This is a genomic window from Kribbella sp. NPDC058245 (assembly GCF_042882005.1).
GTDB lineage: Bacteria > Actinomycetota > Actinomycetes > Propionibacteriales > Kribbellaceae > Kribbella.
In genome coordinates, this window is sequence record NZ_JBHVWY010000004.1 from 268,235 (window position 1) to 283,261 (window position 15,027).

A 15,027-nucleotide genomic window follows, 5' to 3' on the forward strand; every position below is an offset into this window, starting at 1 on the left:
ATGGACTTCTACGACGTCGTGATCGTCGGTGGCGGGCACAACGGCCTCGTCGCCGCCACCTACCTGGCCCAGGCCGGCATGTCCACGCTCGTGCTTGAGCAGCAGCCCCACACCGGCGGCGCAGCGGTCAGCCAGCAGGTGTTCCCCGGTGTGGACGCGCGCTTGTCGCGCTACTCCTACCTGGTCAGTCTGCTGCCCGACAAGATCGTGGCGGACCTTGGCCTGTCGCTACAGCTCCGCTCACGCTCAGTGGCGTCCTACACACCGGTACGACGTTCTGGCCGCGACCTGGGCCTCATGGTCGAGCGCCCGGAGGGTGTAGCGACGCGGGAGTCGTTTGCCCGGCTGACCGGGAGTGACGCCGAGTACGACGCGTGGACCGCCTTCTACAGCGCAGTGGGCTCGTTGGCCGAGGTGATTGCCCCCACGCTGCTCGAACCACTGCAGTCCGCCGCCACCCTGCGTTCCCGCGTCGACCCTGCGCTGTGGGACGAGCTGGTCGAGCGCCCCTTCGGTGAGTCCGTCGAACGCCGCTTCGCCGACGACACCGTGCGCGGCGTGGTCGCCACCGACTCAGTGATCGGCACCTTCGCCGGCCTGCACGACCCCTCACTGATCCAGAACCGCTGCTTCCTCTACCACCTGATCGGCAACGGCACCGGCGAGTGGCGAGTACCCGTAGGCGGCATGGGCGCCGTCACGGACGCCCTGGCCTACGCAGCCCGCCGAGCCGGCGCCTCACTCATCACTGACGCCTCTGTGACCTCCATCGAGGTCGACGGCGTTCGTGGGTCCGTCACCTGGCTCGGTGGCGACGGCGAGCGCTCGGTCGACTGCTCCTACGTGCTCGCCAACGTCGCCCCGACCACTCTGGACACGCTGCGTGGTCGTGATGTCGCGGTGAAGCCCGAAGGCTCGCAGCTGAAGATCAACCTGCTCCTCTCCCGCCTCCCCGCCCTGCGCTCCGGCGACGACCCCACCCGTGCCTTCGCCGGCACCTTCCACATCGACGAGGACTACACCCAGCTCGAGACCGCCTACCGCTCCGCGGCCGGCGGCACCCTCCCCGCCGTACCGCCGTCAGAGGTCTACTGCCACTCCCTCACCGACCAGTCGATCCTCTCCCCCGAGCTGATTGCCTCCGGCCACCACACCCTGACCGTCTTCGGCGTCCACTTCCCCGCCCGCTTATTTGCCTCCGACAACGATTCCGCCCGGGCCGAGGCCACCCGCCGTACCCTGGCCGGCCTCGAGTCCTACCTGGCCGAACCGCTCGCGGACTGCATCGCCCGCGACGCCGACGGCAACCTCTGCATCGAAGCCAAAACCCCGCTCGACATCGAAGAATCCGTCGGCATGCCCGGCGGCCACATCTTCCACGGCGACCTCCAGTGGCCCTGGTCCCCCGACGACACCACCGTCGGCCGCTGGGGGACCGAAACCGACGCCGCCAACCTCCTCATCTGCGGCTCCGGCGCCCGCCGCGGCGGCGCCGTCTCCGGCCTCGGCGGCCACAACGCCGCCATGACAATCCTCGCCCCCTAACCGATTTCACATCTCCCCAAAACCCCTGCTAAGCTCCTCTTCGTTCGAAGGCAAGACCACAAGAAAATATGCGCCGCTAGCTCAATTGGCAGAGCAGCTGACTCTTAATCAGCGGGTTCGGGGTTCGAGTCCCTGGCGGCGCACAAACACCAAGGCCCGGGCACACATCGCAATGTGCACCGGGCCTTCGTGTTGCCCGAGGTGCCCCCTTACTGCCCTCTTTGCCACTGCAGAGCCGTCTGGGCACCCTTGATCTGATCGTGACTGTGCGTCATGTCACAGCAGTGACCAGCGCTGCCGATCTCTGCGATTCCAGCTCGTGGCCTCCGTTGAGCAACCAGTTCGCACCCAAACTGGAGGCTTGAGATGCCGAGACCACCGCTGCCGATCGGATCCTGGGGCAAGATCTCCACGAAGGTCACCAAGACCGACGCCAAAGGCAAGGCCATCGGGCACATGGCGAAGGCCAACTTCCGAGATCACGACGGTCAGGTCCGCGACGTCAGGGCAGCCGGCCGGACCGCATCGGCCGCCGAGCAGGCCCTCCTCGCCAAACTGAGAGACCGCGCCAAGGTTGGCCAGGCGGGCGCGCTGACCGCGATGCACAAGGTCTCCCACCTCATCGATCTGTGGGAGAAGAAGTTCGAGGAGCGAATCGTCGACGGAACCCGATCCCCGACCTCCCTGGACACCTACCGGCGGGCCATCAGGAACCACATCCGACCGGCATTTGCCGAGCTCCGCATCGGAGAGGCCACCACCCAACGCATCGACACCGCGATCACCAAGATCAAAGACCGCTCCGGCGCCCCCACCGCCAAGACGTGCCGCGCGGTTCTGTCCGGCATGATGAAAATCGCCGTCCGCTACGGAGCGATCTCCGTCAACCCGGTCCGGGAGATCGAGGCCATCGAGGCCAAACCCAAGAACCCGCCCCGTGCGCTCACCACCGAAGAAGTCACTCTCCTCCGCGCAAGCCTCGCCGCCGATCCGGGCGCGGTCCGAGCTGATCTTCCTGACCTGACCACGTTCATGCTGGGTACCGGTGTGCGCATCGGCGAGGCCCTCGCCGTCCTGTGGCATCAGGTCGACCTCGAAACCGGCACCGTCGAGATCACCCACACCATCGCCCGGCTCCCCGGCGAAGGCCTGATCCGGAAGGTCACCAAATCGCGGGCCGGCGAACGCGTCCTGAGCCTGCCCAATTGGGCCCTCGCGCCCCTGCGCTCCCGCTTCGCCGTGGGTGTCCGACTCGACGAACCAATCTTCGCCGACACTCTCGGCGGCCACCGCGACCCGTCGAACACACGCCGCTCCCTTCGTGTCGCGCTCTCGCCGGTCGGCAGCACAGCCCGCAGAGACCTCGGCTTGGCCCTCCGAGCCCACCGCCGCACGACACGCATGTCCCGCAAGGAAGTGGCCGTGACGCTCGGCTGGCCACAAACCCGCATCGAACTCATCGAAACCGGCCGCATTAAGGTCGACGCCGAACTGGTGTCAACCCTGCTCGAGACTTACGGCACCACACTCGACGACACACCCGAGCTTCGCGCCCACCTAGAAGCAGCCCTCCGACCTGCCGAGTCCGACAAGCTCGCCTGGATCCGCTCCCACGCCCTCCGCAAAACCACCGCCACCGCCCTCGACGACGCCGGCCACACCGCCCGCCAGATCGCCGACCAACTCGGCCAAGCCAAGGTTTCCATCACCCAAGACGTCTACTTGGGCCGACGAGCAGCCAACCCAGCCGCCGCCGAAGCCCTTGAACAGGCCTTCGACGACCCAGGTCTTCTCTGAACAGAATCGAACCAAACCGAAGACCTGTCCAACGCGCCCGGACGCACACATGCAGCCATGTGGCAAGCTGATCGGGTGGCCGACGATGAGACGCTGATTGAACTCCTCGACGAACTCGCAGAGCGAGCACGCAACCCGTACATCTCCTACCTTGGCACGTCCGACGACCGCGATGACTGGGGCGACGAACCACCGACCGAGGACGACTTGCGTGCCGAGCGACGTCTCCTGGGCGCCGTTACTCTCGCGGGAATTTACGTCATCGACGAGTGCATCGCAGACATCCAAACCATCGGCGCCGCCGAACTCGACACCGACGACGGCCAACCCGACCCCGAGGTCTATGCCGGCACGTTCGTCTGGGACAACTTCCCAGCCCGATTCCGTCCCGCGTACGACCCGCACTTCTTCGCGAAGGTCCTCGTCACCGCGATCAAGGTCACCCAAGACCTGGCCAACCCCGAGGCCGATCGACCGGCTTGTATCGCAGAAGAGATCATCCTCAACGCGATCTGCAAGAGCGCCTACGCTCTGATGGACGAAGCCGATCTCGACTACGACGCAGTTCTGGAAGACCTCCTCCTGGAGGACGCCGACTTCGAGCTGCTGTTCAGCAAAGACATGGACGGCTTCGAAAACGATCCCGCGATGCAACGCTCCCTAGGCATGTGGGTACCCCCGGTCGAAGGCTGGTTCACGCCATTCAACGACACCCGCATCGTCCATCCCTACGCCGAGACCACCACAACAACCGCGGAAGTACACGATCTCTTCCACCTACTCGACACCGTCGGTCTGGAGGCGGCATCTCGAGACCTCTCGGTGGTCGACGCCCCCGAGCCGATCGTCGGACTGTCGCCAATCAGCGATGTAGTCAGGTTGGCACGTCAGACATCAACCGCAGATCCCGAGACCTGGGTCGCCGACGATTCCGACGCCGAAAGCAGCTACGCCGCACTCGTCCGCGTAGCCCGCATCGCGAAGTCAGGGTGGCTCACCTGGGAGCCTCACGAAGACGCCGACATCGTTCGCTCAGACGCCGTCATCCGGTTCACCCCGCACCGCCACTACCCGGTCGCCCCGGATCAGCCCTGGGCCGAGATCGCGATGACCAGCGGCACCATCATGCACGTCCCACTCTCATCAATAGTTTCCTACCGCCCAGACCCAGCAATCTACGAACAGTGGAACTCGAGATTCGCACCACCCGAGCAGTGACCATCACGACCTGACCCACCACGCGACACCGTCACCCGAACACGGCGAAGGTCTGTCAGAACGGGCGGCTCAGACGCCTTAGGTTGTACATCAACCGTTGCAACGCAGACTGCGGGCTTTGAGCTTGTCACCCAGCACCGTCAGCTGTCACCAAGTCGTCTAGGTAGGCCGCAAAGTAGCCAGCTCGACGACGCCTTCGGCGACCTGGACATGTCGTGATGGCGCCTAGCGAATCCCTGCAGTATCAACTCGTGGCCTGAGCTGCGACAAGCTGGGTGCTGGGACCGGCGTCGACGAGATCCGCTGATGCCCAGGGCTGCGGCTCCGCCTCGCCTTGAGTAGCCGCAACAAGCGCAAGTCGGCTCAACGCGCATCTCCGAGACGAACACCAAGGTGCAAGCGAAGCCGGCTGGCCTCGCTCAACGCCGTCGCCTCGCCGTCTACGGCGACCTGACCGCAGTGCAACAGGTCGGGCGGCACTTCCGGAAGTTGCCGGAGCCAATGCGTAGCTAGAGTGGTGCGCCGTGCCCACTCCCCTAGCCGACGCCCTGACGACCGCCTGCACACACAACGGCCTCGATGCCGACGGCGCCAAGCTAATCCACGACTACAGCAACGCCGTATATCTGCTCCCCGCCGTACCGGCGATCGCCCGGATCGCGACCGGCGACGACGCGGTCCGCCTACGCATCACCCAGACCGTGACCGACTGGCTCGGTGACGAAGGCTTCGGCGCCACGATCCCCCTGCCCGGCACCGAACTCGTCGAGATCGACGACACGACGTGCGTCACGTTCTGGACTCACTACCCCCAGCCAGAAGCCCACCACGCGAAGCCCCTCAACTCCCGGCACCTCGGCTCGCTCATCAAGGCGCTACACGGCATCGGGCAACCGCCGGCCGAACTCGCCGACTGGACCCCACTGGAGTCCCTCGGCCGAGCACTGAAATCACCCGCAGCCGCGAAAGCATTGAGCCCAGAGAACCTGGACTGGCTCACTCGCTACGTCGCCGACATACGCGGCGAGCTGGCCGAACTCACCTGGCCGCTCGGCCACGGCCTCATCCATGGTGATGCCTGGGCCGGCAACCTACTGTGGGACACCACAACCGACCCGGCCAAGCCGATCTTGTGTGATTGGGATTCGGTCAGCCGCGGACCCCGCGAGGTCGACCTGATCCCGACGTGGCACGCAGCCACCCGCTACGGCCGCAACGAGGCCTGGATCCAGGCATTCGTCGACCGATACGGCTACGACCTGCGCGACTGGGACGGCTACAACACCCTCATCGCCATGCGCGACCTCGCCCAACTCCCCGGCCCGATCCGCCAGCACTCCAAACCGACATACGCCGACGCACTGCGTCAACGCCTCGCCGCCATCCGTACCGGCGACCACACCAACAACTGGGTCGCACTCTAAGCGCCAGCTTCACCGGGCCTGGCCACGAGTATCCCGACCTGAGTCCGGGGCTGATCTTCGACAGCAGACCCAAACCCCTTATCTGCAAGGCAATTCAGCTCAGCAGGCGTCTCCCCCATGATTCTGCGGGCGACGATGAGTTTCCGGACTTGCTGAGGTGCCTTCGAAGATGTCGAGGATCTTGCAGGTGCCGGCTACCCCAAACCGGACCGAACTCCCATTTCATCCTCTGACCTGCATGCTTGTACTCATCCGTTCGCGACGGTGATCGCCGCTTGTCAACGTCCCACGGAGCAGTGACGGAGCAGCAGCACCGGTTCGAGACCGGCGAACGGGTTAAGTCCATCGCCACCACAAGTGGACCTACGGCTGGTCACCGGCTAGGGTCGGTGACATGAGGTTTCGTGCTGGTGCTCACGTCACCAGATGGCCTTGCCGTGCCCAGGACAGGCCCCAGTCCGTCGTCGACGGGGCCAGGTCGCGCGTGCCCGGCGTGCCTCATCCGGTCTGATCAAGCCAGGCCGCGAACTTCAGTGACTTGAGCGGTGGATCCGGCAGTTAGGACAACCTCGCCCAACGCTTCAGGTCGGCACCACATGCATCAGCGATCATCGCCGCGATCAGCTCGGGTTGCTCGGAGCTCCCTTGCAACTGCGCGGCAGACAGTTCCGCGCGACCGATCAATGCATCGATAACCGAGGTATGTACGACAGCAGACTCTCACGCACCCTATCCCCGGCGTGATTAAGGCCCAGCGATGCGGTCGACCTTGGCCAGTCCAACCTTGAAGCCCCGGCCGATGATCGCTTCGGCGTGCATCTTCAAGGCCGCCCGCGAGAAGAAATACATGATGTCCTTGAGCGCACCCGGCTTGCTGGTGGCGAGGGCGTACACGACCGTCCAGTCTTGAGCGACGCCGAACTCGGCGCTTGGCTCCAGTTCCCGCAACTTGCGCATCAGCGTTGCCTGATAGTCGTCGTTCACAAGAGTCAGCTGCGCAGACACTGATCCCTGCTGAAAGAGGTGACTCAGCTTGTCGCTACCGTCCATCCGCTTCACACAGATCAGGTGTTTTGCCCTGGTGAGGAGATCGCAGATCTCGACCTTCTCCCCCGCTTTGCCGCGGTAGAGCTTCCGGTCCAGAACGGCATGGCCGAGCTCATCGCCGACCCAAGTGTTGTAGCGCTGCTCACCATACTTGCCCTCGACGTGCTCCTCGAGGAATTTCTCGTCCCAAACCGGGAGGCCAAGCTCGGTCGTCAGATCAGGGACCTTGGCGCTCAAGAAGCGGTCGACCTGCTCAACGTACTCTTGATCGACCCGAAACCAGATGCCGGCAGTCAACGTGTACTGCTGCTTGGCTTTCCCGGCAAGGCGTTCGACCGTCGCCACTACGTAAGAACGCAGAGATCGTGAGCCGCTGACGACGTCGCCGTTCATGTCGTATGCCTCGACCTTCACCGAAGTCATTGGGGCTTCCCAACCGCCGACGGTATCGATCGCGGTGTAGATCTCATCGGTCAGCAACTCGTAGACGTCGTACGCGTTGCGTCGCCGCGCAACGCGGTACCAGTCAGCGGTCAAGTGAAGCTCGTCCGGTACTGCGAAGCCGACGTCCGGATCGCGGGTGCGCAGGAGCGATTCGACTGTTTCGTCCAACTCTGCGATGAGCTCCCGGTCAGCGACCCGGCGGAAGTAGGTGAGGAAGGGGAAACGGGCCTTATAGTCGTCTGCCTGCCAGAGCTCAAGCGCTTTACCCAAGGTCGCTGGTAGGTCCGCGAGGCGGTATCCGTCGATCGAGAGGCTCAGCGAGTCCGCTCCGGCAATCGTGCGTGCAAAACCGGGAAGTTCGACCACGCCGCCGAAGCGTCGTACCCATTCCTCGTCCGTCAGGAGGCCTAGTGCGAACATCTCGTTCGGCGTCGGCAACGTACTCAGCGCATTACGCCTTCCCTTCCCCATCCCCCGTGCCTCCGCCAGCATGACCTGCTCGGGATCTACCGAGTTGGCAGCGACCAGCAGACCGAAGTCAGGCTCTTTCAACCCATCGTCGATGGCGTGGAAGCCTGTTCCAAACGTGACCGCGAACAACCGCCCATGCGCCTTCACCAACAGCACGGCTCCCGGAGACATGCCGACGCTGGAAACCGGGGGCTGACCAACGAATAGCGGCCGAATGTGTTCAAGCCATCCGGCCTCCAGCGGAGCTCCCGGACGCATGAACAGGCGCCACTCGACATTCTCGGCGGCTGGCACCACGACGGGACACTCGTGAAAGCGGCTGTGATCTCGGAGAGTCTCCTTGACGAACTCGGCACCCGAGCGCAACAAGTACACGGTGATCCGCATCGCGCCTCCTCGGACCCAAGCCTGCCCTGACCGGAGGTTACCCAGAGTCATCAACGTCGAATCCTCATCCGTCCGCCTCTCCCAGCGCCAACGAGGTCACGTCAACCGTCACACCCCTGTCCCGGTGACGGTGCGCATAAGCGGGATGTGTGCTCGTCGACCGCTTGTCCAGGACGACGCTTCTCTGGCCTCGACCGTCCTCGACCCGACCAAGCGCGATGGCAACCGATCACGTGTTCTATTGTTATCAGGTGGGCACGAACAGGCGCTATCCCGGGCAGCCGGCCCCTGAGGCTGAAAGACGCCGCGCTTCAGCGACGAGATTGAACGGGCGGAGGCAGCTGTGGTTCGTCAACTGGCGCAGTACGCCGATCCGTCGTCGGACGATCACCTGTATGTGTTGGAGTTTCAGGGAATTCGTCAGCAGTACGTGATGTTCGGGCGCACTCGAAGTATCTGGCGGCGTCTGGCGGCTCACAGGCAGGCGGCGAACCCACACGGCTTTGTCTTGCTCAATGGTTGGATCTCGCCAGGCGTCAATGACGCCTACTCGTTAGAGCAAATTACGCTCGGGGTCGGCGGCCTACTGCACGATCAGCAGCATTGCCGGGAGCGCTTCTACGACATGCCATTCGAGCTCGGCCTCAGTATCGCGCGGTCAGTCTTCGAGATCGAACGAAGCCACCGGCCGAGACGACCACGCCGACCAGGCAAGGCTGTCGCGCTAGCGGCGGCCTCGTATCACTGGCGTCACGAAATCCTCGCCGCTTGGGAGAGAACGAGTACCCCTCGTCAAGCGATCCTGGTGAACCTCAGCGCATCAATCAGCGCATTCGGCAGGCAGGTTGACGTCGCCGAGAAGTTTTGGCAAGCCGCCGAACGCGGACAGAGCACAGCCACGCAACTCCACCGCATCGCATCGGTTCTGTCCATCGCTGAATCCCCGAGGACGCGAACCCAACTGATATCCGCGCTCGATCTGCCCCGCACCCGACTGCACATGAATGGGATCGCAGATGTACTCGACCGCTACCCGGCGTTCGTCGAACCGGCCTAACACCGCTGGCAGCTAGGCAGAGACAGCATGGACTTCAGACGAAAGCAGATCTGCTAACCATCACCCGTGAAGAGAGCACGGGACGAGGTGACTTCGTGGCCCTATACGCCGACGCGTGCAATCTCCTTACTTTGTCTCGTTGGGGTGGCTTGTGTGTACCTGTTCGAGGTAGACGACGTGGTCTTCGACGTAGAACCAGATCCGAGCCGTACCTTTGGCTGTTGGCTTGTGCTGCCAGCGTTCATGGCTGGCTCCTGCCCGGGAGACGGTCCCCAGTACGTCCTTCAACGGGTAGTTGGTCGGCGTCACGTCCAGCGGGGTTCTTGTGAGGAAGTCCCAGGTATCGGCGAGCGGACCTCGCAGCGTTGCTGCGAGGTCACGCCATCCCTTCTGGGCGTTGGCAGAGGCGAAGCGAAGCTCGTACTCGCTCTTCTTGGTCGGGCGCTCGACTTTCGTCTGCTTCGCCATGCGTCAGGGACGCTCCACCGGCTCGTCCTCGTCAAGCCATTCCACCGATGCATGGCCGAGACCGGCCGCGATTGCCGTCGCTGTTTCGCGCCATGAGGTGAGCTCGGCGAGCGCGAGGTAGGCCTGGCCGGTGGCGAAGGACGCCCTGGCTGAGGCCAGGATGTCGGTTGCGCAGGTCTCGCGCCCCTCCGTGCTGAGGGCGAGCATCCAGGGGAAGTGGTTGCTCATTCGCTCGCCGAGCGTCCCCTCGAGACTGGTGGACACGGCAATGAGCTGGGCTGCCAGTTCGAGCAGCGAGGTACGGGCTCGGTTTTCACTCTCGGACATGAGAACCAATGACTCGCCGTCGCGTCGTGTCACCTCGACAGGGTGATCCGCGGCCGCGGCGAAAACCTCGGCCGAGGAGCGGCTCAAGTCAGACGACTGGAAGGAGGTTCGAGATGCGGTGTCGGTCGTCATGCAGCCCATAGTAGTTCAGAACGTGTTCTGAATGCAATCTCTGGCGGCTCCCGCCAAGTCTGACCAGGCCACCCTGCAAGCATCTCCCGCGTAGGGCCCGGTCGCTGACGCGAGGGTCAACTCGTCCCTCGCGAGGCGCTCAGCTAGATGAGCAATCCGGCCGGGTTGGTTGCTCCGATGCGTGCGCGGTTGGTCCGGCACAATGGTGCTCCGACAGCTCTTCGATGGCCGGAGAACGGAAGAGCAGCATGGCGGTCAGAACATCGACATGGCGCGGGTAGGATCGACTCCGTCGCTCATCGACCCGATCATCGCGCCATACCCTGCGCTGACTCCATCCGACTAGACATTCGACACCGCCCTGGCAGTGCGGGTCAGCGGCGGGGAGTTGACGGTCGAGCAACTGGGCGAGATGGCGCGCTCCGTGACGCCACCAAGCCTGGCCGCCGCTTATGCCGCAGACCTGGAACAGCGCTGGGCGACAACGAGGCCGAACGCCCTCTTCTGCAAAACGATTCCGGCGGCCTCACGTTGTTCCCAGAGGACAACCTCCGAGGCGTCCTCACCAGCACTGCCCACACACTCCCTCTCGGCGAGCTCCGCAGCGCCTGGCGAGCCATCGAGGGCTCCGACTCTTTCGCGCTTCTCCCGATCCAGCACAGTCAGCAGGACGTGGCGTCCGTAGAGTCCATCATCCCGCGATCAGAGAACGTTAGGCCTCTCAAGGCTCTGGCCACGACCATCGGGCAGATCCAGCCGACGGGTCGCATACCGGCCGGCCAAGTCCTCGCGCCGGTCCACTGCCACAGGCTCGATCGTTAGGAGGGGACTGCACGGTGGCCTGTCGCTGGGGGTGCCAGTAGCGGATGATCCGACATACGCAGGCGTCGAGGCTGGCTATGAGGAGGCGACGAGAAGATGCCGAATGTCTGACCTCAAACAGTTCTCGCCGCGATTGGCCGAGATCCTCCGTGATGCGTACCGGACGGTGAGCTACCTACCGACGGGCCAGCGCCGCAAGCTCTACAACCAATGGCGGGTGACAATGGGAACCATCGCGCCGGTCGACAGCTTCTATGTGGCGTTCTTCCGTGACGATGAGTATCTCGTCCTCCCCTACATCTTCGACACGCCGAGCGAGCAGCCTCCAGGGCATCAGACCTATGGCCCGGATCGACTTGCGGCCTGGATCAAGAAGAACGCAAAGCCCTATCTGTACAGCATGGACGACGGACGCCTGCTCCATCGGGGTCACTCGTTCGGCGACGAAGAGCGATTGTCCCGCGACGCCATCGCGGTCCCCCTGCTCGAGGCTTCCTTTGACGGACCAGCTGTCATCGGCCTTGCCTCCATGCAGAGCTATCAGCCTCGCGTGTACAGCGAGGAGATCGCCGGGGCCTTCCAATGGCTGGCCGAGAGCGTGGTCAGAGCACTGGCGCGAGAACGGGAAGATGTCGCCCATGAGACCAGGTTGCTGGGCGGCGGCGACGCAACCGCTGGACCCATGTCGGTTGTGGATGTGGTCGAAGCGTTCGGCCACCGGTTGGAGGAACTGCGCCGCGACATCATCCGCATGACAGGGAACAACCTATCTGATCCGGAGGCTGTACTAGGTGGGCTTAGCGGTCTGCGGGACTTGTGCGAGCGGACGCAGAGCGAGATGAACGAGCTACTGATGAGGCCGTCAGTTGAAGCTCGTCTACTGCTGGACAAGCTCACCGCACGCGAGCAGGAGGTCGCGTTTCTGATGGCCGACGGCCTCACCAATGAGGAGGTCGCGGACGACCTGGGAATCAGCGTGGCGACGGTGAAGACCCACGTGACCCGCGTCCTGGACAAGTTCGGAGTACGGCAGCGAGCAGCGGTCGTGGCAAGACTTCGTCCCTATGGGTAGGTCCGAGTCAATCCGCGGTCGCAGATCACAGGGTGTACGTGGGTTGCTGCCCCGATCCGTAGATCCAGCGATCACCCTCGGCCGGCGTCGGTGTGCTGCTCCAGCAGGTGTAGCTCAGCACAACATGGGCCGGGCCGCCACCGGCCGGTACCCCTGTGATGTGAACATAGGCCGTTCCTGTCGTACTGCCAACCCATTCCCCGCCAATGTTGGGGGCTTGGCTAGATGTTGCGAAGACGTGCACACCGTTCAGGCTTCTGAGCCCGAATGCTTTCGGGCAGTGCCACGACCCCACTCGGAATCCGACAACCTGCGTCGAGGCCATCGCAGGCTGCGCGACCGCAAGCGGAGCAAGGAGCACCGATCCGGCCAGAACAGAACGGACAAGCATGTTTTTCATCATGACGCGAACCTCTCTGGGTATTGATGACTGCCGACTAGGACCCGGGTCTCATCCATCGTGAGGCGCAGGTCCTCTCGTCCACCAGAAGACAAAGGCTGATCTTGCCTCGTGCGCACGTACGACAAAGGTGTAGTGCCGAACTGGCGATCGAGGCCCTTGTCAGCGACGCGCTGGAGTTACATCGCCGGCGGACCTCGTGGAGGCACGGTCAGGTTTTCAATGCAGTCGGAGAAGGGATGGCCGCGCGGGACTTCGCCTCGGCGGGACATGACGCCACGTCGTGTAGTCCTGACATCACGGCGGCACGTGGCGCATACGAAGAGCTGGGATTCCGCCCGCAAGAGATGCAACGTTCAAGGGTGCGATTGCATAGCTTTGCCTTCGCGACCGACCTGCTCGACTTCAAGTTCTTCGGCCGCCTCGAAACAGAGCTTTCCATCGGCGAGATTCAGGGACGATGGGAGGTAGCCCCTGACAGATCTGAGAACCTCGAGCTGCTCTATCGCCCGATCGGCCGCGAGCATCGGATTCTGGCTCGGAACGTCCTCGAATCTGTCCGAACTGATCGACACTGCCGGGCTGAACCAGGTCGCTGGCACTCGACCCTCGCCTTGGTTCGACGCATACGCCGTTGCAGAACCGGACGGTGAGCTACCCGAGCAGATCGTCGACCGCTGGATCACCCAACTGTGCGACAGCGCCCTCCACCTCGACGCCTACGAAGATTCCGTCTGACTCATTCGTTGGCTTGAGGGAATGGCAACGCTGCGACATGCTGGACCTCGGCGAGGTTCCCGGCGGTCACTTAGGGTTGGTTGGTTTGTCGGCCGAGGACGTAGGGAATCCTCCGACCGCGGCCGATTTGGCCGTGGTCACGCGGCCAAGGAACATGAAGCCGTCCTGACCTTCCTGCGGGGATTAGGATGGCCGTCGTGCCTGTCCTCGACGCCGAATGCGGGATCTGCAAGACCCTCACGATGCCTGACGGCGAGAAGGTGATCATCAAGCACCACTTCCCGAAGGCGCTCACGCACCACTACCCGCTCCCGCCGCTCGATGCGACCGACATCCCCGTGTACCGCGGCAACTTCGATCACGACGGGCATCGCTTTCGCGGTGTGGTCGTCATTGATCTCAAGCCGACTCCCCGGCTGCATGCACACGGCGTCCGAGACCTCGATTTCAGCGCTATCCCAGAGTTTCTGAAAGGAGGCGGCACCAAGCAGCCTGCAAAGTGGGTCGACCTCGACAGCCTGTCGATACCAACGAAGTCGATCCCTTCCGCTGCCAAGACCGCCCGGCCGCCGAAGTTCACCAGGCAGGGCGGCGCGACCAGTTCTGCCTTCAAACATCTCGATGGCATCGATATCGGCCATCCGAGCGTTCTCGACCATCTGACGTTTTTCGTTCTGAACGGCTGGTACGGCCTCGATGGGTTCAACACCTGCTACGGCGGCCAAGAACGCCATGGCAGGGTCGAGGTCACTCTCGGCGGCTGGCAGCTCCGTCTCGAGCCGCGCGGCGACGCAAGCCCCAAAACGGTACGTGACCACCAACGCTCAACCGGCGCATCCACGGTTACCCACGTCGGCCGGATCCGGCGGGACAATGGCGACCTGTTCGAAGCCGCCGATGCCCTCGAGATCCTGGACATCACAGTCGACCTCATCGGCTTCGCTCTCGGTCGAGTCACCGCCGCCGTACTTCCCGTTGGCTACCGCGACAGCAAGCCGACCTGGAGCCGGTGGCAGTGCAATCGCGCTGTTGACCGGCCACTCGGCGCCACACCATTTCTCGACGTCGACCGCACGGCAGCCCAGATCACCGAACTGCTCCGCGCCGGCTACGCCACCAGCCAGAACAGCCTCCGCTGGCAGGTCTTCATGAACATGCTCGGATACCACTTCTCAGCCGAGCATGACGCTACCGTCAAGATGAAGGTCCTGCTCCCGGTGTCCGCGCTCCAACTCATCTCCTATGCGTACCTGGTCGAGGAACTTCCTGTTGCCGATCCCAATCACCTGACCAACAACCAGTGGCGCGCCTTGGACACCGTCGACCAGCTCCGGAAGATCCTCGACATCATCGGCGTCGACCTAGCGGTTCCGCCGCACATGGCGAACCTGACCAAGGTCCAAACAGATCTCGCGAAGGCCGAACCCTCGAAGACGTTCGATGCGCTCGCCTGCGCCGTCAAACTTCGCAACGAAGTCGCCCACCCGAAACAGAAACTGGCTCACCGCTGGACCACGACCGAATGGGCCGAAACCGGGTTCGCCGCAACCGGCATGCTCCACCTCGCGATGCTGTGGTGGCTCGGCTACGACGAGAAGTACATGCCGAAGACCGCTGAGTACCGCGGTGCAGGGGATTCGGTCGACGTGCCGTGGCACGTTCCCTGATCGGGAGACGG

At 63.7% G+C, this 15,027-nt stretch carries 10 protein-coding genes and 1 tRNA gene; 8 read left to right on the forward strand and 3 right to left on the reverse strand.

All coding sequences use genetic code 11. The annotated features are described in order from the left end of the window. The 5 genes from ACFVWG_RS10605 (at position 1) to ACFVWG_RS10625 (ending at position 5,984) form a co-directional block, all read left to right on the forward strand. Entirely contained in the window at positions 1 to 1,545 is a 1,545-nt protein-coding gene (locus tag ACFVWG_RS10605; RefSeq protein WP_391542948.1) for a phytoene desaturase family protein, read from the forward strand. A gap of 70 nt (positions 1,546 to 1,615) precedes the next feature. Beyond that, positions 1,616 to 1,688 (forward strand) — tRNA-Lys (locus ACFVWG_RS10610). A 223-nt stretch (positions 1,689 to 1,911) separates the two neighbouring features. Beyond that, positions 1,912 to 3,342: a helix-turn-helix domain-containing protein gene (locus ACFVWG_RS10615; RefSeq protein ID WP_391542949.1), complete on the forward strand. Its 1,431-nt coding sequence runs from the start codon at positions 1,912 to 1,914 to the stop codon at positions 3,340 to 3,342. Positions 3,343 to 3,417: 75 nt separating this feature from the next. Next, complete coding sequence (locus ACFVWG_RS10620; protein ID WP_391542950.1) at positions 3,418 to 4,560, forward strand: hypothetical protein; 1,143 nt, start codon at positions 3,418 to 3,420, stop codon at positions 4,558 to 4,560. Between the two features lie 524 nt (positions 4,561 to 5,084). Next, on the forward strand, positions 5,085 to 5,984 hold the full coding sequence (locus tag ACFVWG_RS10625) for a phosphotransferase family protein (protein ID WP_391542951.1): 900 nt from the start codon (positions 5,085 to 5,087) through the stop codon (positions 5,982 to 5,984). A gap of 744 nt (positions 5,985 to 6,728) precedes the next feature. On the opposite strand, the gene ACFVWG_RS10630 is transcribed toward ACFVWG_RS10625, so the two are convergent. Then, complete coding sequence (locus tag ACFVWG_RS10630; RefSeq protein ID WP_391542952.1) at positions 6,729 to 8,333, reverse strand: DUF6119 family protein; 1,605 nt, start codon at positions 8,331 to 8,333, stop codon at positions 6,729 to 6,731. 343 nt (positions 8,334 to 8,676) lie between these two features. On the opposite strand from ACFVWG_RS10630, the gene ACFVWG_RS10635 reads away from it, so the two are divergent. Then, entirely contained in the window at positions 8,677 to 9,390 is a 714-nt protein-coding gene (locus ACFVWG_RS10635) for a hypothetical protein (RefSeq protein ID WP_391542953.1), read from the forward strand. A 126-nt stretch (positions 9,391 to 9,516) separates the two neighbouring features. Here ACFVWG_RS10635 and ACFVWG_RS10640 read toward each other — a convergent pair whose 3' ends face one another. Next, entirely contained in the window at positions 9,517 to 9,858 is a 342-nt protein-coding gene (locus ACFVWG_RS10640; protein ID WP_391542954.1) for a hypothetical protein, read from the reverse strand. A 3-nt stretch (positions 9,859 to 9,861) separates the two neighbouring features. After that, a complete protein-coding gene (locus ACFVWG_RS10645; RefSeq protein ID WP_391542955.1) occupies positions 9,862 to 10,317 on the reverse strand; it encodes a prevent-host-death protein in 456 nt (151 codons plus the stop codon). Between the two features lie 925 nt (positions 10,318 to 11,242). On the opposite strand from ACFVWG_RS10645, the gene ACFVWG_RS10650 reads away from it, so the two are divergent. Beyond that, on the forward strand, positions 11,243 to 12,211 hold the full coding sequence (locus ACFVWG_RS10650) for a LuxR C-terminal-related transcriptional regulator (protein ID WP_391542956.1): 969 nt from the start codon (positions 11,243 to 11,245) through the stop codon (positions 12,209 to 12,211). A gap of 1,335 nt (positions 12,212 to 13,546) precedes the next feature. Beyond that, positions 13,547 to 15,016 carry a hypothetical protein gene (locus ACFVWG_RS10655; protein ID WP_391542957.1) on the forward strand — a complete coding sequence of 490 codons (1,470 nt, stop codon included), beginning with the start codon at positions 13,547 to 13,549 and terminating at the stop codon, positions 15,014 to 15,016. The last annotated feature ends 11 nt before the right edge of the window (positions 15,017 to 15,027 follow it).

Coding starts and splice junctions, on each gene's coding strand:
- ACFVWG_RS10645 (WP_391542955.1), bottom strand. CDS start 10,317: ATGACGACCGACACCGCATCTCGAACCTCCTTCCAGTCGTCTGACTTG.
- ACFVWG_RS10630 (WP_391542952.1), bottom strand. CDS start 8,333: ATGCGGATCACCGTGTACTTGTTGCGCTCGGGTGCCGAGTTCGTCAAG.
- ACFVWG_RS10605 (WP_391542948.1), top strand. CDS start 1: ATGGACTTCTACGACGTCGTGATCGTCGGTGGCGGGCACAACGGCCTC.
- ACFVWG_RS10615 (WP_391542949.1), top strand. CDS start 1,912: ATGCCGAGACCACCGCTGCCGATCGGATCCTGGGGCAAGATCTCCACG.
- ACFVWG_RS10650 (WP_391542956.1), top strand. CDS start 11,243: ATGTCTGACCTCAAACAGTTCTCGCCGCGATTGGCCGAGATCCTCCGT.
- ACFVWG_RS10640 (WP_391542954.1), bottom strand. CDS start 9,858: ATGGCGAAGCAGACGAAAGTCGAGCGCCCGACCAAGAAGAGCGAGTAC.